At 47.6% G+C, this 19,704-nt stretch carries 19 protein-coding genes; 11 read left to right on the top strand and 8 right to left on the bottom strand.

Features of this window, described 5'->3' with window-relative positions; all coding sequences use genetic code 11:
• Nucleotides 1–12: 12 nt before the first annotated feature.
• Both Q0V21_RS09015 and Q0V21_RS09010 read right to left on the bottom strand, forming a co-directional pair.
• Nucleotides 13–996 carry a TIGR03943 family putative permease subunit gene (locus Q0V21_RS09015; RefSeq protein ID WP_301878518.1) on the bottom strand — a complete coding sequence of 328 codons (984 nt, stop codon included), beginning with the start codon at nt 994–996 and terminating at the stop codon, nt 13–15.
• 82 nt (nt 997–1,078) lie between these two features.
• A complete protein-coding gene (locus tag Q0V21_RS09010) occupies nt 1,079–2,122 on the bottom strand; it encodes a permease (RefSeq protein ID WP_301878517.1) in 1,044 nt (347 codons plus the stop codon).
• A 271-nt stretch (nt 2,123–2,393) separates the two neighbouring features.
• Between Q0V21_RS09010 and Q0V21_RS09005 the strand changes: the two genes are divergently transcribed.
• The 7 genes from Q0V21_RS09005 (at nt 2,394) to Q0V21_RS08975 (ending at nt 7,905) form a co-directional block, all read left to right on the top strand.
• Nucleotides 2,394–3,593, top strand: a complete 1,200-nt coding sequence (locus Q0V21_RS09005) for a GTP-binding protein (RefSeq protein WP_301878516.1) — start codon at nt 2,394–2,396, stop codon at nt 3,591–3,593.
• A 74-nt stretch (nt 3,594–3,667) separates the two neighbouring features.
• Nucleotides 3,668–3,817 (top strand): 50S ribosomal protein L33, encoded by a 150-nt coding sequence (gene rpmG, locus Q0V21_RS09000; RefSeq protein WP_024631975.1) that lies wholly within the window; start codon nt 3,668–3,670, stop codon nt 3,815–3,817.
• Nucleotides 3,818–3,866: 49 nt separating this feature from the next.
• On the top strand, nt 3,867–4,574 hold the full coding sequence (locus Q0V21_RS08995; protein WP_079344651.1) for a metal ABC transporter ATP-binding protein: 708 nt from the start codon (nt 3,867–3,869) through the stop codon (nt 4,572–4,574).
• Complete coding sequence (locus tag Q0V21_RS08990; protein ID WP_301878515.1) at nt 4,520–5,410, top strand: metal ABC transporter permease; 891 nt, start codon at nt 4,520–4,522, stop codon at nt 5,408–5,410. The genes Q0V21_RS08995 and Q0V21_RS08990 overlap by 55 nt, the downstream gene beginning before the upstream one ends.
• The gene (locus Q0V21_RS08985) at nt 5,400–6,473 is read left to right on the top strand and encodes a metal ABC transporter substrate-binding protein (protein WP_301878514.1); all 1,074 of its coding nucleotides are present in this window, start codon (nt 5,400–5,402) and stop codon (nt 6,471–6,473) included. The genes Q0V21_RS08990 and Q0V21_RS08985 overlap by 11 nt, the downstream gene beginning before the upstream one ends.
• A gap of 200 nt (nt 6,474–6,673) precedes the next feature.
• On the top strand, nt 6,674–7,150 hold the full coding sequence (locus Q0V21_RS08980) for a hypothetical protein (protein WP_301878513.1): 477 nt from the start codon (nt 6,674–6,676) through the stop codon (nt 7,148–7,150).
• Between the two features lie 47 nt (nt 7,151–7,197).
• Nucleotides 7,198–7,905, top strand: coding sequence for a M50 family metallopeptidase (locus tag Q0V21_RS08975; protein ID WP_079344659.1), 708 nt, complete (start codon nt 7,198–7,200; stop codon nt 7,903–7,905).
• A 91-nt stretch (nt 7,906–7,996) separates the two neighbouring features.
• Here the strand turns inward: Q0V21_RS08975 and Q0V21_RS08970 are convergent, their stop codons facing one another.
• The 5 genes from Q0V21_RS08970 to Q0V21_RS08950 all read right to left on the bottom strand — a co-directional run bounded on the left by Q0V21_RS08970 (nt 7,997) and on the right by Q0V21_RS08950 (nt 12,080).
• Nucleotides 7,997–8,368: a DUF4363 family protein gene (locus Q0V21_RS08970; RefSeq protein ID WP_079344661.1), complete on the bottom strand. Its 372-nt coding sequence runs from the start codon at nt 8,366–8,368 to the stop codon at nt 7,997–7,999.
• A gap of 26 nt (nt 8,369–8,394) precedes the next feature.
• Complete coding sequence (locus Q0V21_RS08965) at nt 8,395–9,123, bottom strand: DUF421 domain-containing protein (RefSeq protein ID WP_079344663.1); 729 nt, start codon at nt 9,121–9,123, stop codon at nt 8,395–8,397.
• Between the two features lie 245 nt (nt 9,124–9,368).
• Nucleotides 9,369–10,232 carry an SDR family oxidoreductase gene (locus Q0V21_RS08960; protein ID WP_079344665.1) on the bottom strand — a complete coding sequence of 288 codons (864 nt, stop codon included), beginning with the start codon at nt 10,230–10,232 and terminating at the stop codon, nt 9,369–9,371.
• Nucleotides 10,229–11,296 (bottom strand): mannonate dehydratase, encoded by a 1,068-nt coding sequence (gene uxuA / locus Q0V21_RS08955; RefSeq protein WP_079344667.1) that lies wholly within the window; start codon nt 11,294–11,296, stop codon nt 10,229–10,231. The genes Q0V21_RS08960 and uxuA overlap by 4 nt, the downstream gene beginning before the upstream one ends.
• A gap of 52 nt (nt 11,297–11,348) precedes the next feature.
• The gene (locus tag Q0V21_RS08950) at nt 11,349–12,080 is read right to left on the bottom strand and encodes a GntR family transcriptional regulator (protein ID WP_079344669.1); all 732 of its coding nucleotides are present in this window, start codon (nt 12,078–12,080) and stop codon (nt 11,349–11,351) included.
• Between the two features lie 196 nt (nt 12,081–12,276).
• Here Q0V21_RS08950 and Q0V21_RS08945 point away from each other — a divergent pair, with 196 nt between their 5' ends.
• Complete coding sequence (locus tag Q0V21_RS08945) at nt 12,277–12,579, top strand: ArsR/SmtB family transcription factor (protein WP_301878512.1); 303 nt, start codon at nt 12,277–12,279, stop codon at nt 12,577–12,579.
• A 97-nt stretch (nt 12,580–12,676) separates the two neighbouring features.
• Nucleotides 12,677–14,068, top strand: a complete 1,392-nt coding sequence (locus Q0V21_RS08940) for an aldehyde dehydrogenase (RefSeq protein WP_301879528.1) — start codon at nt 12,677–12,679, stop codon at nt 14,066–14,068.
• 70 nt (nt 14,069–14,138) lie between these two features.
• Here Q0V21_RS08940 and Q0V21_RS08935 read toward each other — a convergent pair whose 3' ends face one another.
• A complete protein-coding gene (locus Q0V21_RS08935) occupies nt 14,139–15,050 on the bottom strand; it encodes a helix-turn-helix domain-containing protein (protein ID WP_301878511.1) in 912 nt (303 codons plus the stop codon).
• Between the two features lie 230 nt (nt 15,051–15,280).
• Here Q0V21_RS08935 and Q0V21_RS08930 point away from each other — a divergent pair, with 230 nt between their 5' ends.
• Nucleotides 15,281–17,512 carry a glycoside hydrolase family 52 protein gene (locus Q0V21_RS08930; RefSeq protein ID WP_301878510.1) on the top strand — a complete coding sequence of 744 codons (2,232 nt, stop codon included), beginning with the start codon at nt 15,281–15,283 and terminating at the stop codon, nt 17,510–17,512.
• Complete coding sequence (locus Q0V21_RS08925) at nt 17,509–19,659, top strand: alpha-glucuronidase family glycosyl hydrolase (RefSeq protein WP_301878509.1); 2,151 nt, start codon at nt 17,509–17,511, stop codon at nt 19,657–19,659. The genes Q0V21_RS08930 and Q0V21_RS08925 overlap by 4 nt, the downstream gene beginning before the upstream one ends.
• Nucleotides 19,660–19,704: the final 45 nt, after the last annotated feature.

The following is a 19,704-nucleotide window of genomic DNA, read 5'->3' as shown; positions in this document are numbered from 1 at the left end:
TCGGGTCTTTTCTCATTTGTTCTTCAACATATCATATGCCATAACGGAATCTGCATTGGTATAAATATATGGTGTGGATGGCTGATCGACAGGTGTTACCTTCGTTGCACGAATCTCAATGGTGTCCTCGCCGTTCACTTGAGCCGATCCAATTGTGCCATCAATTTGTACCCAACTGTCTGTTGGGAAGCTGTCTGCATTTGGGACATGAATCATCACACCAAAGGGTGCCGCGTCTGCGGGGCAGCACATGACCAGAAATCGTCCTAATGCAAAATGCGATTCATGATCCATACTTTTATCCCGGTATACAAACCCGGTAAGGGAGATAGCCTTGCCTGCAAATTGCCGTTGGAACATATCAATGGAACCCAATGTCTCGGAGAAGATTTCGGGATATACCTTGATGACCGATTCCGCATATAACTTCTCTGCCAGTTCAGCAAATTCTCGACTGTACTCATCCGGGGGTACGAATTGTACTTTCGCGGCAGGCGTTGGTAATTCAACAGTCGTTGTTTTTTTTGAAAGATCCTTAACGTCCAGTTCTGCTGCATCAGGCAAAGGCTCTTTTCGACGAATCTCTGGAGTTCCATAGGATAGTGACATACCTTTTTGACTGGCCATGGAACTACCTAACGCCTGATCCGGCAAAAGAAAACCTAAGATTAAGGGAATGGCAATCAAGCCATAAATCAGCGAGCTGCGTATCCATCCCGAAGGAGGCGGGTGCTCACAATCACAATGGAGCTGACTATTGCCAAACAGTCCGTGCCAGGCCATGATAGCAGCAATAAACAAAAAGGGAACAGGGCAGCAGAGAAGCAATCGTTGCATCGTTGGTGCCAGATAATAATGAAGAGAATCGCTTGAATTCAAATGAATGATGTATACAGCCAACCCGCCGATCCACAGCGCACGAATTAGGTTATGCCAGTGGATGGAGGGAGATTTTGAAACAGGAGCCTTGGACATCGTATAACCAGGATGGTTCATGTAATCAATCACCTCTTTTGATCAAATCGTGACCTCGTGAATGCTTTCCCGGATAAGCGGGATTAAACATACTCTTAAATGCTCATGCCAGAAGGTTAATCAACCACGACCCGGCGAAAACCAATATAATAATGGCCAGGCTCAAGCCAATAACGAACCGGGTGCGGAAGGTGGAGAGCAGCATCAGTGTGCTTTTGAAATCAAGCATTGGACCGAGGACGAGAAAGGATAACAGCGGCCCTAACGCAAACGTGTGAGAGAAGGCAGAGGCTACAAAAGCATCGGATGTCGAGCAGAGAGACAATACATACGCAAAGCCCATCATGAATGCATAAGAGGCGACAGGCCCGTTACCCAAAGAGATGAGATCACTGCGGCTGATAAAAGTCTGGATGCAGGCAGTAATGAGAGCGCCAATCACCAAATATTTGCTCATATCGACGAATTCGTCTCCGGCATGGATGAAAAAGCTGCGCCAGTTTTTGTCATGAATATGATCATGATCATGATCGACTGAATGTGAATGAGGCTTTGCCATTTTAAATCCCGGATGAGTTTGCACGATGGCTGATCCACGTCGTTTTGACATTTTCAAAGGATTATAATGAACGAACATATACGTCAGCATCCCTATAAAGGCAGCTACGGCAAAAGAAAGCAGCATACGGGCAATCACAATTTCCGGGTGGGACGGAAATGCAAGCAAGGTTGCGGTAAATACAATTGGATTTACGACAGGACCACTTAGAATAAACGTGACCGCGATGTAGGCGGGCATGCCTTTGTTCATTAATCGGCGGACAACCGGAATCATGCCGCATTCACAGATGGGAAAGATAATACCCAGCAGACCCGCTACCAGAACACCACCGATGGGGTTTTTGGGAGTAAGTTTTCTCACCATTTCTTCAGATACAAACCATTGCATAAATGAAGATAACAACACCCCGATGAGCAGAAATGGAGCCGCTTCGAGAAAAATACTTATGAATATGGTTTTCATATTTTGCAAGGCTTCGCTGTTCCATGCCTCATGCAGATCGGGAGCCATCGTAATCAATACGGGAACAAGAAATGCACAGGGTATAAGGAATGACAGGAGCTTTAGATTAGCTGCCATTTTCATGGGATAGACCTCCAGAACCGGGACTTTGGTAAAATATATGCTTGTACCGTCCGCATCATACTCGTTCACTTTAATTAATCAACATTCTTACGATTTAGATGTCTGAGGATGCCAACATGTTGACAAAAGAAACAAGGATCAGGTATAGTTTGAGTTGTTAATCGTAATTATTACCATTAAGAAATTGTTACATTCAGCCTATGGGTCGAGTGGAAGCTACATAGCATTCCGTCATTAGTTTTGAGAGGATAAATAGAAGGGAGTCATTGAAATGACAGAACAACAGGTACAACCCCGAGTTCCGGTGACCGTATTAAGTGGATATCTGGGTGCAGGCAAAACGACATTGCTTAATCATGTACTCCATAATCGGGAGGGCATGCGAGTTGCTGTAATTGTAAATGACCTCAGTGAAGTTAATATTGACGCTGGCTTGATCCGGGATGGCGGTGGATTGTCACGCATTGATGAGAAGCTGGTGGAGATGTCCAATGGCTGCATCTGCTGCACGCTGCGTGAGGATTTGCTGAAAGAGGTAGAGCGGCTTGCGCTGGACGGTTCTTTTGATTACATACTGATTGAATCTACAGGCATTGGGGAGCCTGTACCCGTTGCCCAGACATTTACGTACATTGACGAAGAACTGGGGATTGATTTAACGAAATTTACGCGGCTCGATACGATGGTAACGGTAGTGGACGCTGCCCAGTTCTGGCGCGATTTCTATTCCAAAGAAACGTTAAGGGACCGGGGGCAGGAAGCCGGAGAGGACGATGTACGGGGAATCGTTCATCTGCTGACGGATCAGGTTGAATTCTGTGATGTGCTGATTTTGAACAAGTGTGACCTGGTATCGGAAGACGAGCTGATCAAGCTTGAGAAAGCATTACATGCGATGCAGCCGGAGGCCCGACTTATTCGTACAACCCATGGACAGATTGACCCGAGGGAGATATTGAATACCGGACGGTTTGATTTTGAAAAAGCAAGCCAGTCTGCGGGCTGGATCCGCGAATTAATGAAGGAAGAACACACACCCGAGACAGAGGAATATGGCATTCACTCGTTTGTGTACCACCGGAAACGACCGTTTCATCCGGAACGTTTGCTGCGCTGGATTGCGAAGTGGCCTGAAAGTATCGTACGTTCCAAAGGCTTAATGTGGCTGGCAACACGTAATCATATGGCGGTGTCTTTTAGTCACGCAGGAACATCCAAGCAGTTGGGGCCTGCCGGATTATGGGTGGGTGCGATGAGTGAAGAAGAGCGACAAATGCATTTTGGTGATACACTTCCACCTATTCCGGATTGGGATGAGCAGTGGGGAGATCGGGTAACGAAACTGGTGTTCATCGGGATAGACATGGACCGCGCGGAGATCGAACAAGCGCTGGATGAGACACTTCTTACAGAAGAAGAAATGCTGATGAATTGGCGAGAATTGAAAGATCCATTTCCAGCGTGGAGTTGACAAAAGAAAAAGCATGGGCTAATATCATTAAACAGTAATCATTACGATTAGATAAATTGAAGGAGGCCATATCCATGAGAGTCATTGTAACTTTAGCCTGCACCGAGTGCGGAGATCGCAACTATACAACAACCAAGAACAAGCGTAACCATCCAGAACGGATCGAATTGAAGAAGTATTCTCCACGATTGAAGAAGATGACGATTCACCGGGAAACAAGATAAATTTTTTTGTCATTTTTACATCGTAATATTTACGAAAAGAGGAAAAACCATGATTTTATCTTCCATGCGTGATGTGGTATTCGGATACGGCAAAGAGCCTGTCATTGACCAACTGTCGCTGGATATCCATGTTGGGGAGTTCGTGGGCATTACAGGACCCAACGGTTCTGCGAAAACAACTATCCTGAAATTGCTGCTGGGGCTGTTACAGCCCTGGAGCGGCACGGTACATATGGATGCACAGTCCGAACGTGGCAGCAAGCTGAACATCGGGTATGTACCCCAACAGGTCGCATCGTTTAATAGTGGCTTTCCCAGTACGGTGATCGAACTGGTGCGATCCGGATGTTACCGTAAGCTCGGCTTGTTCCGCAGATTCACTTCCGAGCAGGAAGCTGTTGTGGAACGCAGCTTGCGGGAAGTTGGTATGTGGGATTACCGCAACGCCCGAGTTGGTGAACTGTCGGGTGGACAAAAGCAGCGAATCTGCATTGCCAGAGCCTTGGCAGGCGAGCCCCAGGTACTCGTGCTGGATGAGCCGACTACGGGGATGGACCGACGAAGCCGTGAAGGGTTCTATGATCTGATGCGCCATTATACTGATGTCCATGGACTGACCATTATTATGGTAACCCACGGACTGGAAGAGATGGGCGATCGATTGGACCGAACCATTATCCTGGAACGGCAAGAAAGTGAGGAATGGCAGTGTTTGAGTACGAATTCATGCAGCGTGCCTTCTGGGCAGGCGGACTGATTGGAGTCATTGCTCCGATTCTGGGAGTATACCTGATGCTTCGACGCCAGGTGCTGATGGCGGATACGTTATCCCATGTTTCATTGGCTGGAGTTGCCCTGGGTTCCGTGATGAACCTGGATCCGGTAATCTGTGGATTTGCGATTGCGATTATCGGTGCATTGCTGGTGGAACAACTCCGAAGAAATTACCTGACGTATAGCGAGGTGCCTGTAGCGATCATTATGACATCCGGGCTTGCCCTTGCTGTGGTACTCATGAGTCTGAAAACGAGTCTGTCCAAGACATTTAGCTCTTATCTGTTCGGTTCCATCGTTGCAGTTAGTGATATGCAGTTGTGGATTATGGCAGCTGTGTGTGTTATCGGTCTGATTTTTTTCATCGTGCTCAGAAGACCATTGTACAATTTCACGTTTGATGAAGAGACAGCTTCCATCGGAGGCATTCAGGTTAAAGGTATATCATTTGCATTTGCTGTTTTGACAGGAATGACCGTTGCTTCAGCCATGCCGATTGTCGGCGTGTTGCTCGTGTCAGCATTAATCGTGCTTCCTGCTGCCCTAGCACTGAGATTGTCACGCAGTTTTGCAGCAGCGATTGTTATCGCCGTCGTTACCGGATTACTCGGTATTTTTAGTGGACTGACCACCTCTTACCATTTAAACACACCACCGGGAGGAACCATTGCTCTCATCCTGCTGGTCTTTCTATTGATTGGAATATCAGCACAAAAGCTGATTGCAAGATATAACCGTAAACGCCATAGCAAAGCAAGAACACAACAACGCGCAGCGCTATTCATACATTCAAGGGAGAATACACGACATGAAATTTAATAAAAGATCAGCACTCGCACTGTTATTCAGCCTTACACTCATTGTCTCCGGTTGTGGACAGAACCAGGCAGCTTCCGATTCCAGTACCAACTCGGCTAACACGCCAGCTTCGGCGGAGACCGAAGAGGCCAAACTAAATGTTGAAGTCAGCTTTTATCCGATGTACGAATTCACCAAAAATGTGGCAGGCGATCTGGCTAATGTTCATACACTCGTTCCTGCAGGTACGGAGCCGCATGACTGGGAGCCGACACCACAGGATATTGCAAGCATTGAGAAAGCGGATGTACTTGTCTATAATGGGGCGGGTATGGAATCCTGGATCGATCAAGTTACAGACAGTCTCGCCAATGCCAAACTCATTCAAGTGGAAGCGAGCCATGGAATTGATCTGCTGGAAGGCTCAGAAGAAGATGAGCATGAACACGAACATGCCGACACAACAGACACCCATGATCATGCGGATGAAGCCACGTCAGAGGAGCATGATCACGATCATGATGCCGAAGCAGAAGAGGCACATACACATGACCACGGCGGACTTGATCCCCACGTGTGGCTGTCACCTGCACTTGCCGTGAAGGAAGTACGTAATATCGAGGCTGGATTGGCACAGGCTGCACCGGAACATGCGGAGCAATTCAAGCAAAATGCCGACGCCTACGTTGCCAAACTGGAAGCACTGGATCAGGATTTCAAAGCGGCTGTAACGGACAGCAAACGTAAAGATTTCATCACACAGCATGCTGCATTTGCCTATCTTGCACAGGAATATGGTCTGCAGCAAGTACCAATTGCCGGGCTGTCTCCAGAACAAGAGCCTTCCGCAGCGCAAATGGCGGCCGTTATTGATTTTGCCAAGGAGCATCAGGTGAAGACGATTTTCTTTGAAACGTTGGTTTCATCCAAAGTGTCAGAGACCATCGCCAATGAAGTAGGAGCCAAAACGGCCGTATTGAACCCGATCGAAGGGTTGTCGGAAGAGGAAATCGCGGCAGGAATGGACTACATCGGTGTAATGCGGCAGAATTTGGAGGCGCTGAAACTAGCCCTGAATGAATAGCACTTTATGCTTCAGTAACAAGCTGAATTCACGAAAAAGATAATCCATTTGATGCCAGTCATCGAAAAAGGTACAATAATACAACATGCTGAGGAATGGCTGTGCCATTCCTTTGCCTTTTGCCACGCAGAGAGCACAGGGATGTGCTCTTTTCGTTGTTCAAGGTGACGGAGATTATGCGGGGAACGGGAGGAAATGTAATGGATTTACCTGAAGAACAAGAAGTGCTGTTAAGCCAGCAGTCTGCCCATCTATGGAGAAGACGCAAACAGGAGTTAATGCAGTGGACGGAACGCGAGAAGCAGACGATGGCAGCGAAGAGAACGGAGATTTGGAATGATGTTGAAGTGGATGCTGAGCTGGTCGATGCCTTGACTTTGCTTCAGAGGGCGGGAGTACGTACCGAATTTTCTTGCGCTGGTGTAAGCCCACTCGATGAACCGGTGGATCATTCCCTCTATGCCTATGTTACACTAGTACAAAATGAAGCAGCAGATCAATTTGTCACTTATGCGCTGACGCAGATGCGCAACAGATTGCTGGTTACACTGGAGACAGGAACGGGGCGTTATGATCTGTCTTCTTTTTTCATCGGACATAACCGGAGTTTCTGCTGGTGGATACAATATTGCGCCGCACATTTCATGGATCGAAACGAACACAGCGTAGCCACGTAATATAGTGATAGGCAGTTTTACTCGGAGGCAAGGGAGGTAGGACCGGATTGAATAAATGGCTCAAAACCATACTGTTTCTGATGGGTTCAGCGATACTGACCCGCTTTATCCCGTTTTCTTCATTGTTCCGTAACCTGGATACGATGATTCACGAATTTGGCCATGCGCTGATGACATTGGTGTTATCCGGCAAAGTATTACGCATTGAATTATATGCTGATCACAGCGGCGTTACGTATTCATCCATGCTGACACCAGGCCGATCCATTTTGGTTTCCTTGGCGGGCTATGTTACTGCATCCCTCTTTGCCTGGTTGCTATTCTATCTATACCGAAAAGGACGGCACCTGTGGGGGCTTGGCATCATGACGGCTGTAGCTCTTGTGTCGCTACTCTTCTATGTAAGGGGAGAGTTCGGCATGCTGTGGCTCACAGGTTTCATTGTCCTGAATGTCGTGATTATGATTTTTGGTGCGAAAATCATGAAGTTCTATTATCTGTTACTGGCTTTCCTTACACTTGAAGAGTCCGTAATAAGTGCGATGTATGTCGGACTGATGTCCTGGACACAGCCTTCCCGGGCAGGCGATGCTGCCAATCTGGCTCAGCAGACATTCCTTCCTGCCCTGTTCTGGGGAACGCTTTTCGCCCTGTTTGCACTGTGGTGTGCCAGAGGGGCCCTGGCTCTCTTTTTCCGCAAAGAAAGTACAGCGCAAGGGTCACGATCCCGCAGATTGCGCCAGCGTAACGTGTAGAAGCAAAAAGGCACTCCTCTTTTTCATTAAAGAGAGTGCCTTTTTTGTTCCGTCTTTTGTGATCCTTGCACAAGAATTCAGCTGGAACTGTTCAATCCCCAAGGTTGTCCCACAGGACATAAAAATAATAAATCTCTGCCAAAATCATCTTCTCATCCTTCGCAACGACGCCACCCTTCATACGCGCGAGGGCACCCAGAATATTGTAGATGTTTTCCCGCTCGACACTGAACTGAATACGGTTGACGATGCGATCCCAGGCTTGCAACGCATAATCCACCTGAGTCTTGGCTTCTGTCCAATTTTTGGCTTGCACTTGCTTCTCCAACGTTTGAACAGACTCAAGCAAGCGATCATTGGTACCCCAGGGCTTTTTGAGAAACGTTCCACTCGCAAGAATCGCGCAGAACAAAAGGATCATGCAAATTGGAAGCACATACAGCAACCAGAAACGAGTTTTCATTCATACGCCTCCTGCAATTTAAGGTTTTAGAAAGGTCCCTCATAATCTCCCATATCGGTTTTCTCCGGAAATTTATCCTCGAAGAGATCCACATATAGTTTGTCATTGGGCAAAATGGCGGCAAAGGCAATGTCCTGAATCGTGATTTTTTTCTTCTTCAATTGTTCACTAAGCCAGTTGATATCCTTGTTTCGTTCCTCCAGATTTTGCTTGATCAGAACACCGTCGATAATAATCTCGGTCATCAGCTTGCTCTTGGGAGGGTGCATATTCATGTCCTTCGCCGTAACCGGTTGGTTTTCGGGTTTCAGGACAACAGAGAGATTGCCGTCCGGTTCAAGAATGGCATAGGCCAGCGTAGTGATATCAAATACATCTTTTTGTCTCAGCATCATGGTCAGTTCGTCAAACTTGACACGCATCTTATGGAGATTTTGTTCAAGAATTTTACCATTCTGGATAATCAGGGTAGGATCGGAATCCAGCAGTTTGGCGATAGTGCGATTTTTGAGGGTAACATACTGAAAGACGATTGTCACGATGGTGAAAATGGTCAAGGCGACGAAATGAACCCATCCCTTGGTTGATAAATCAGTCGCAAATGTACCTGCGAGGGAACCGATGGTAATGCCGTTAATGTAATCAAAAAACGTCAGGTTTCCCATTTGCTGTTTGCCAAGTACCCTTGTATAGATGATCAGGGTCAAAAAGGCGATAACAGATCGAACAGCAACAACCCAAGTTTCTTCCATCATGTATATATCACCTTCCTTCGCTTAACAGAACGATTCAGAAAATGTCAAGTCTCCCTATGGATCAACACGCAGTACTGTTATGCATTTTCTGTTACTCTAACAAGCTTTACCTATGCTGGCGATTCTTATTCGGGAATGCAAAAATCCGAAACCGGGGATGATTATCCCAGGCTTCGGATAGACGTTAACAGGATGATATTGGAGATACGAGGTTACTCACGCACAATGTTTAAAAAATTGAACCACTACACTCCTGCATACGCCATAAATCCGCCATCCACAGGAATTACCGTACCTGTGACAAAACCGGATTGCCGTTCATCGGCAAGCCACATCAGTGTGCCCAGCAAGTCTTCCGGTTTCCCGAAACGACGCATCGGAGTATGCGCAATAATCTTGCTTGAACGCTCTGTTGGCGAACCATCGGGGTGAAGCAGCAAATTGCGATTTTGCTCAGTCAGGAAAAATCCTGGTGCAATTGCATTGACCCGTATACCGGATTCGGCCAGATGAACAGCAAGCCATTGGGTAAAATTGTTAATGGCCGCTTTGGCCGCGCTGTAAGCCGGTACTTTGGTCATGGGTGATGGGGCACTCATGGACGAAATATTAATGACGGTAGCTGGAGTATCCCGTTCCACCATTTGTCTTGCAAAGATCTGGGTGGGGATAAGAGACCCGACAAAGTTCAAATCCATGACCTGGCGGAAACCATCGACACTTACATCAAAAAAGGTAGTGACGCCGCTCTGTTCCAGATCATCCAGCTTGAAGATCTCGTTCGTTGTGTTGGCACTGGCATGATTGCCGCCTGCGCCATTGATAAGGATGTCGCAGGGCCCGAGCTGTTCCTGAACGGATGCCGCAGCCGCTTTAACGCTATCGGGCTGGGTCACATCGCAGGCTACGGCTATGGCCCGGCCTCCTGCTGCCTGTATAGCCGCAGCGACTACTTCACCCTTGGATACCGTGCGGTTCAGGATGGCTACACGTGCGCCATGCCGTGCGAGCTCTTCAGCCATAGAACGGCACAAAACACCTGCTCCGCCAGTAATTACGGCTGTTCTGGCTTCCAGACGGGTTGATTTTTCTTTGGCAAAATCATTCATGCTTTTGACCTCCTTTGCAGGGAATCCCAGACGCCCCACAGATACATAATTCCCAGAGCCCGATCATAGAGTCCATATCCCGGTCTGCATTGTTCTCCCCAGAGATGACGTCCGTGGTCCGGTCGTGCATAACCTTCGAATCCAGTATCGTGATAGGCCTCCACAACACCTGCAATATCGACATTTCCGTCCTGACTGCGATGAGAGGTCTCGATAAAGTCCCCGTTATCGTAGATTTTGACATTACGGATATGGGCAAAAGGGATACGATCCTTGAATTCGTGAATCATGCCGATAATATCATTATTCGGATTGGCTCCAAGCGAGCCGCTGCACAGAGTTACACTGTTATAAGGGCTATCATACAGGTTCAGATATCGGCGAATATTGTCTTGGCTCGTAATAATCTTGGGCAGACCAAAGATCGGCCATGGCGGATCATCCGGATGAATAGCCATTCGAATACCTAGTCGTTCAGCTGTTGGAATGATCTCCTGCAGGAAATAACGGGCGTGTTCCCACATATGATCCTCTGTTACATCCTTATATGCTTCGAACAGACCTGTTAAATACTGCAATCGTTCCGGTTCCCAGCCAGGCATGGTTAATGCTGAATTCTCGGTAATCCGGCGCACCAGTTCAAGAGGCTCAATATCGGCGAGTTTCTTGTGCTCGTAGAAGAGGGCAGTAGAGCCATCTTCCATCTCCTTATGCATATCGGTACGCAGCCAATCGAAGATCGGCATGAAGTTGTAACAGATGACTTTAACGCCTACCTGGGCGAGTTTTTCCATCGTTTTTTTGTAATTCTCAATATATTGATCACGTGTAGGCAGACCGAGTTTGATGTCTTCATGAATATTAACGCTCTCAACAACATCTAGATGTAACCCGGCCTTGTCCGCTGCAGCTTTGACGGCCAGAATTTTGTCCAGGGGCCATTCCTCACCTGCCGGAACATCGTGCAGTGCCCATACAATGCCTTCGACACCGGGAATCTGCCGAATATGATCAAGCGTTACGGTATCATTGCCTTCACCAAACCAGCGAAAAACCATTCTCATCACATTCACCTCATCAAGATTAGTTTAAAGAACAGAACAGATCCATCCATCATCATTGAAAATAGGAAGGGTATGTATGCCGCAGGACAGCCAGATCTGTGACGGTTAAGTGCAGATGTTCCTGCATAATGTGCTCCGCCGTTTGAGCATCATGCTGTTGTATCGCCTGAACCATGGATCGATGCTGCTCAAGCAAGTGATCCCAATGATGATCTGAAGACAGACGGAGCATTCGGCTCCGGTTCAGATGCACATTCATATGCTGGATCACGGACCAGGTGTTTTTTTTGTTGCAGCCTGCAAAGAGAGTACTATGGAATTCTTCATCCAATCCGAACATTCGTTCATCATCCGGTTCAAGTATACATTCCTGCTGATGTGCAAGGTTCTGCTCCATTTTATTCATATATTCATCTGGAAATTGCACACAGGCTAGCCGTATGACGGCACGCTCAAGCTGTTCACGCATGAATCGGGCTTCCTCCACGAGATCCACTTGAATCAGAGATACATAGGTACCCCGCTGCGGATATATTTCCAGCAGACCTTCCTGTGCTAATCGGACAAAGCTTTCTCGAACAGGGGTCCGACTCACATTGAACTCGAGCGAGATCTCTTTTTCCGAGATAGCGGTACCGGGAGGCAGCTTCAAACTCAATATCAACTGCTTCAACGTCGTGTAGACAGCCTCACGTGAAGAGAATGCCTGTTTGTTCAGCGAAGATGGGCTTATTAAGGATGATAATAAATCGGCTTTGGATGAAGACCTAGGGGGATATTCCATAACTTCAACTCCTTCAAAGCCATACTACCATACTTGTATGGTAGTATGGAAGCGCTTTTATCTAACTTATATATAATTTATCAAGCCTAGCTTGTTCTTCACAGGTTTGAGGAGTAAAATACAGTTATTAGGTTTAAATGTTTAAACGAATAGACGCTACAGACAATATCTTTAGAAACTTATTAGAGGTGAAACCATGGGACAAAAAGCATTATCCATCTTTCAAACCTGCATCCCTTTATTCCAGATACTAAGTGACAACCATCGTCAGGCCATTTTACTTGCGCTCAGCGAGAAGGGCAGCATGACGGTGAATGAAATTACAGAACAATTCAGCCTGTCCCGGCCTACAATATCCCATCATCTCAAGTTGTTGCTTGAAAAAGGACTTATCTCCGTGGAGCAGAAGGGAACACAGCGATATTATTCTGCTTCGTTAAAGTCCTCGGTGGAACTTTTGAAGGAACTGGTGGCCGCGATGGAAGAGGAGTGCTTATAGACAAGAGCAGCTAACATGCCCATGCATGTAGGCGATTCGTTCGTTTGTTTAAACGGATCATCATTAACTCATAGAGGAGTTGGATTACGTGAGGACAATACAGGAATTAAGCGAACCTGAAGTGGAAGAAATTTTACAGCAGCAGCGGCAATTTTTTAGAACAGGGGCTACTCGCTCCGCTGAGGCTCGCATTGCACATTTAACCCGGTTGAAACAGGCGATTCAAAAGTATGAGTCCCGTCTTACCGAGGCGCTCTATCAGGATTTGGGCAAGAGTGAGTTCGAATCGTATACAACGGAGATCGGATTTATGCTGGATAGCATTTCGCATACCATTCGGCAAGTGAAGAAATGGGTCAAACCGGTCAAGGTTAAAACTCAACTCGCGCTGATCGGTTCCAAAAGCTATATCATTCCTGAGCCTTATGGTGCGGTCTTGATTATTGGGCCCTTTAACTATCCATTCCAGTTGTTAATTGAACCTCTGGTTGGCGCGTTGGCAGCAGGCAATACGGCAGTTCTCAAAGCATCTGAAAACACACCAGCCGTCTCCGCCGTTATTCGTGAGATGATAACCTCCATCTTCGAACCAAATTATGTCCACGTGGTTGAAGGAGCGAAAGACACCACCACGGCGCTTATTAACGCCCCATTTGACTATATCTTTTTTACAGGAAGTGTCCCGGTGGGCAAAATCGTCATGGAGGCTGCTGCCAAAAACCTCGTTCCAGTTACGCTGGAGCTTGGCGGTAAAAGTCCGGTTATCGTGGATAAGCATGCCGATCTAAGCGTTGCTTCACAGCGCATTATATGGGGAAAGCTGCTCAATACCGGTCAGACCTGCATCGCACCAGATTATCTGCTTGTACATGAACAGGTGAAAGATCCATTGATTGCCGAAATGAAAGCAGCGGTAGAGTCGTTCTTTGGTACAGATATCCAGCACAACAGAGACTATGGGCGAATCGTCAACAAGGCCCATTTCAAACGTCTCACGACCCTTATTGAACGCGATCAGGCTCATGTCATTTATGGGGGTCAATCCGATGAGGAAGATCGTTTTATTGAACCGACATTTATTGATGCCGAATCGTGGGAAGCCGCCTCGATGGAGGACGAGATTTTTGGTCCGATTCTGCCGATTATCAGTTATACCCATATTGATGAGGCGATTGCCGGTATTGTAAAGCGACCCAAACCGCTGGCGCTCTACCTCTTTACATCGGATGCACAGTTACAGGATCAAGTGATGCGAGAGGTTTCTTTTGGGGGCGGCTGCATTAACGATACGATTACGCATGTAGCCAATCCAAGGCTGCCGTTTGGAGGCGTGGGACATTCAGGTTTGGGCGCTTATCATGGGCGGTATAGTCTGGAGACCTTCTCTCATATGAAAAGTGTGCTTAAAAAGAGCACCAGATTAAACTTGTCGATTTTATATCCGCCGTATGATAACAAACTGAAGACGATTAAACGTCTGTTAAAATAAAAGAACCGACGTTTAACCCTACAGCAATTAAGTTCTGGACTGGACTGGACTGATGTTGGATGAATGATACTCATTCGGGAGCAGGCTGCTCCTGTCTGTAGCATGTTGGGGAAACACCCGACCAGCGCTTGAATTGACGGCTGAAATGGGCAATATCTTTATAACCAAGCATGGTAGCAATGTTCTGAATTGACAGCTTGGGGTTACCCAGCAGAACTTTGGCTTCATGCAGAACCATTTCAGATAAATATACGCGCGGAGACTGACCATACACCTGTCGAAATACACGGTTACAATGGGAGGAACTGATGCCCAGCTCTGCTGCAATATCATCAATACCATAATGGCTGTCGGACTCACGTCCTTGCTTGAATTGTTGGCTTACCAGCCCTTGCAGCCGATTACGAATCTGGTGAGCCAGCTCGATTTTCTCATATCCGTCCGTGAACAATTGAGCGGCTTCCTGAGAGACCGCTTCCCATAAATGTCCAAACAGTTCAAATACCGCCGATTGCAGCTGCATGCGTTGTACCATCGTACTCGTTGCCCGATTGTCAGCAGAAGACATTAATTTGCGAAGTACAGGCTCGATCTGGCGGGTAACCGGACTATCTGCATCGAACAAAACCTGCTTGATTCGTGCAAGCAAGGAGAGAAATAACTGGTCATCGATATCAAAATGCATGCAAAAATACGTAAAACCCTTGCCATTATGGCTCAGGCTGGAATGAATGCTTCCTGGAGGAATCAGGAGTAATTCGCCAGCCTTTTGAATATACAGCTTGCCATTCACAGTCATGTGTTGTTCGCCTTCCGTTACATAGTTCAGCTCATATTGCGGATGTTCATGCGCCGGATAATCCCAATTCGCCCCGACACTTCGCAAATGAATGGCGAACAGGTTTACCGTGGTTTGTACATCCGGGTAAAATACCTCATGCACACTTTCTCCCAAAGCGGGAGGCAAATAGGTGGAAGACATGGAAGGCCCCCTCAATCATTATAATTATAGTGGAATCTATAGTTGCTTCTGAACGGAATGATGGAGATATATGAATCGAAACAGATGTAACCGCTTTATTTGTATTATAATCTATTAGCTTGATTTGGGTAAATATCCGATTGATTTGACCATGGTCTATGGTGGAATGCCCGTGGTAGGATGGGGCTAATGAAAACGTATGCAAACCATTTTGAGAGGGGTCATCGTTCATGAGCACTTCCAAATCCATCTTTTATAATGCCCATCACTCACCGATCGGGGCTTTTGCCAGCTTTACGCTTGGATACAAAGGAGCCAAAGGCGGACTAGGCCTGGAGCTTGGCAAGCCAGCAGATCAGAATGTATATATCGGATTACAATCTCGTGACAGTGAAAACTATGAAGCTTTACCATTTTTCGAAGCCGTTGAGGATGCGAGCGTTCGGTACGATGTTGAAAAAGTGGAGAATTCGGATTCAGATCTGGCGTCGTCGGCCTCGTTACAAAGTGAATCGAGCACGCCAGCGGGAGTTGGAGCACAAACGTCTCGTCCGCTGATTTCTGCGTTTCGGGATGAGGATATTACCCGTGTATTCACTTCCGGAACAGATACGTGGACAGCCGGTGATCTGACTTTTCGTATTTACTCCCCTGTGCGGCCTGTACCCGAACCGCTCAGCGGCGATCGTGATGCCTTAATGGATGCCCTTGTACCCGCAGTCTTGGTCGAGATGACGATTGATAATTCGCAAGGGCAGCAATCGCGCAAAGCATATTTTGGCTATCAGGGGAATGATCCTTACTCTGCGATGCGTATCATCGGAGGACCAGAGGGGGGAGCGTTAACGGGTGTTGGACAAGGGCGCCTAACCGCAATTTTGTCTGCGGATGAGGGACTATGGCCTGCTCGCGGGTTCACGCTGGAGAAAATATTGCAGGAGAAGCATCGTGAGAATCTGGCTTTCGGACTGGGCGAAACAGCTGCGTTGTTGATGGACGTTCCAGCCGGAGAAAAGCGTACGTATCAATTCGCTGTATGTTTCTATCGTGGTGGGATCGTTACTTCGGGTATGGACACGACCTACTGGTATACCCGTTATTTTGCGGATATTCTGGAAGCCGGGCAATATGCGCTTAATCGTTTCAGCGAGTTGACTGCTTCCTGTGCTGAGGTGGAACAACGTCTTGGCGTATCTGCTTTGAGTGAGAACCAGTCATTTATGCTTGCCCATTCCATTCATAGCTACTATGCAAGTACACAGCTGCTGGATGCAGACGGCGAGCCGTTCTGGATCGTAAATGAAGGGGAATACCGGATGATGAATACTCTGGATCTGACCGCAGATCAGCTGTATTTCGAGCTTGCTTTGAATCCTTGGACGGTGCGTAATGAGCTGGAGTGGTTTGTGAAGCGTTACAGTTATACGGATCAAGTACGTTTCCCGGGCGATGAGAAGGAATACCCGGGCGGCATTACGTTCACGCATGATATTGGTGTAGCCAATGTATTCTCGCGTCCGGGACACTCGGCGTATGAACTGGTGGGCATCGATGACTGCTTCTCCCAAATGAGCCACGAGGAACTCGTGAACTGGCTTTCCTGTGCGACTGTATATATTGAACAGACACAGGATCAGCAGTTTGTTAAAGAAATGCTTCCCGTCATTCGTGATTGCTTCGAAAGCATGTTGAACCGGGATCATCCGGATGAACAACAACGCAATGGCCTGATGGGACTGGATAGCAGTCGCACCAAGGGTGGAGCTGAAATTACCACCTATGACAGTCTGGATGTATCGCTTGGACAATCGCGGAATAACATCTACCTGGCAGGCAAATGCTGGGCCGTCTATGTTGCACTGGAGAAGTTGTTTGCTGCGGAGAAACTGGCTGAATTGTCTCATCACGCAGGACGTCAGGCAGATCGCTGTGCAGCCAGTATTGCAGCTCAGTTAACCGACAGTGGCTACATTCCGGCAGTTATCGCTGAAAACAATAATTCCCGCATCATTCCGGCCATAGAAGGATTGGTATTCCCATACTTTACAGGCTGTGAAGGTGCGCTGGATGTAAATGGCCGTTTTGGACCTTATCTGCAAGCACTTCGAACCCACCTTAAGACTGTTCTTGTACCTGGTACTTGTCTGTTTGAGGATGGAGGCTGGAAGCTGTCCTCTACGAGCAATAACTCATGGCTTAGCAAAATATATCTGTCCCAGTTCATTACAAGAGAACTACTCGACGTGGAATGGGATGAAACAGGGAAGGCTGCTGACGCTGCCCATGTAAACTGGCTGTTGCATCCAGAGGAATCCTACTGGTGCTGGAGTGACCAGATCTTGGCAGGTGAGGCGGTCGGAAGCAAGTATTACCCGCGCGGTGTAACATCAATTCTATGGCTGCTCGAAGGCAAAGGTAATCGTCTGGAGCAGATCTATGCCAGCAAGGAGGCTGTACAATGAGCAACACAACCGTTCAATCCAATATCTCTGGCCCGCAGTATGATGCGTGGCTTGGATATCTTCAAGGTCAATTCGGAGTGAAGGGAGCTGCCCGAAAGGCAGCTCCAGTCTGGGCCCATACCGTGTCGGCGGCGGAAGATCAGGAAATGATATCAACAGCCATAACTGAACTGACTCAGGGATTGGATAAGCTTTTTGGCATCAAGCCGAAAGTTAGTCAGGAAGTTACCAGCCAAGTGAGTGATCCGGATTTAGCCAATCAGGAGGCCCAAGGGATATGGCTTGGCACATGGACAGGCTCGGAAGCTGTAGCTCAGGCCTTCAGCGAAACGGAGCGCTCAGCTGTACACGGGGAAGGCTATATGATCCGCGAAGATAAGGAGCGGGGCAGACTGTTTATTGGTTCGGAAACCCCTCAAGGTGTGCTGTATGGTACTTTTCATCTGTTAAGAGAGCTTGTCCTGGATCAAGAAAGCGCTAACGATGCGCAACCGGCTGCGGGAAGGTTAAGCTACATTGCGGAGCAGCCCGTTAATGCATTACGCATGATCAATCAATGGGATAACGTGGATGGCAGCATTGAACGTGGCTATGCGGGAAAGTCCATTTTCTATGAAAATGGAGAATTCACTCATGATCTCGGGCGTATCCGGGATTATGCTAGATTGCTTGCTTCCACAGGTATTAACGCCATTTCGATTAATAACGTTAACGTGCACCAGCGTGAGAGCCTGTTCCTGACGGAACGTTTCCTGGGTGATGTTGCAAAGGTGGCTGCCGAATTCAGAGCGTACGGCATCCGATTGTTCCTGAGCGCCAACTACGCAAGTCCGATAGAGATTGGTGGATTGCTTACGGCAGATCCGCTGGATGAGCAGGTCCGTCAATGGTGGAACATTCAGACAGCCAAGGTATATGCGGCAATCCCGGATTTTGGCGGCTATTTGATCAAAGCAGATTCGGAGAATCGTCCTGGCCCATTTACGTATAATCGAGATCATGCCGATGGAGCCAATATGCTGGCCGAGGCCCTTCGTCCTTTCGGTGGACTGGTGATCTGGCGCTGCTTCGTCTATAACTGCAAGCAAGACTGGCGTGACCGTTCCACGGACCGCGCGCGGGCGGCATATGACCACTTTAAGCCACTGGATGGCCGATTTGCAGACAACGTCATTTTGCAGATCAAGAATGGACCGATGGACTTTCAGGTTCGAGAGGCCGTATCCCCGCTGTTCGGGGCCATGGAAAACACAAATCAGGTACTGGAATTCCAGATTACGCAGGAATATACGGGCCAGCAGCGACATCTGTGTTATCTGATTCCACAGTGGAAACAAGTATTGAATTTTGATACGTTTGCCAAGGGGCCGGGTTCTGAAATTAAACGTATTGCTGACGGCTCTCTATACAACAGACCTTATAGCGGCTTTGCCGCAGTCTCCAATATCGGTGCAGACGCTTGCTGGACAGGGCACCCGCTTGCTCAGGCGAATCTGTATGGATATGGAAGACTGGCCTGGAATCCGGAGCTGTCATCGGAAGAGATCGCAGAGGAATGGGTCAGACTTACGTTTGGACATGACGAAGAGGTCGTTCGTCTAATCTCTGGCATGCTTCTGAATTCGTTGGAAATCTATGAAAATTATACGGCTCCGCTCGGTGTAGGCTGGATGGTTAATCCGGAGCACCATTATGGACCGAATGTGGATGGCTATGAATATTCCAAGTGGGGAACGTATCATTTTGCCGATTGTGATGGCATTGGCGTGGACCGGACAGTGAGCAGCGGAACGGGATATACATCGCAATACCACCGGGAAAATGCCGAAAGATATGAATCCGTAGCCTCCTGTCCGGACGAGCTGCTGTTATTTTTCCATCATGTCCCGTATACCCATGTTCTGCATTCTGGCAAAACGGTCATTCAGCACATTTATGATACACATTTTGCTGGAGCAGAGCAGGCAGCGGCGTTAGCACAAACATGGGGACAGCTGGAAGGAAAAATTGATCCGACTGTTTTTGATAAGGTAGCTACGTTACAGGCTGGGCAGGCGGAGCATGCCAAGGAATGGAGAGATATGATCAATACGTACTTCTATCGCAAAAGCGGTATTGCAGATGAACAAGGAAGAACGATATATTAATCTGGATACGAGAGTGATATAAGCTGAACTAAACATTTACACGAT

It is taken from the genome of Paenibacillus sp. 11B (genome assembly GCF_030487755.1).
GTDB classification, from domain to species: Bacteria; Bacillota; Bacilli; order Paenibacillales; family Paenibacillaceae; genus Paenibacillus; species Paenibacillus vandeheii.
The sequence above is the reverse complement of the archived record's forward strand: the minus strand, read 5'-3'. Positions and strand labels throughout refer to the sequence as shown.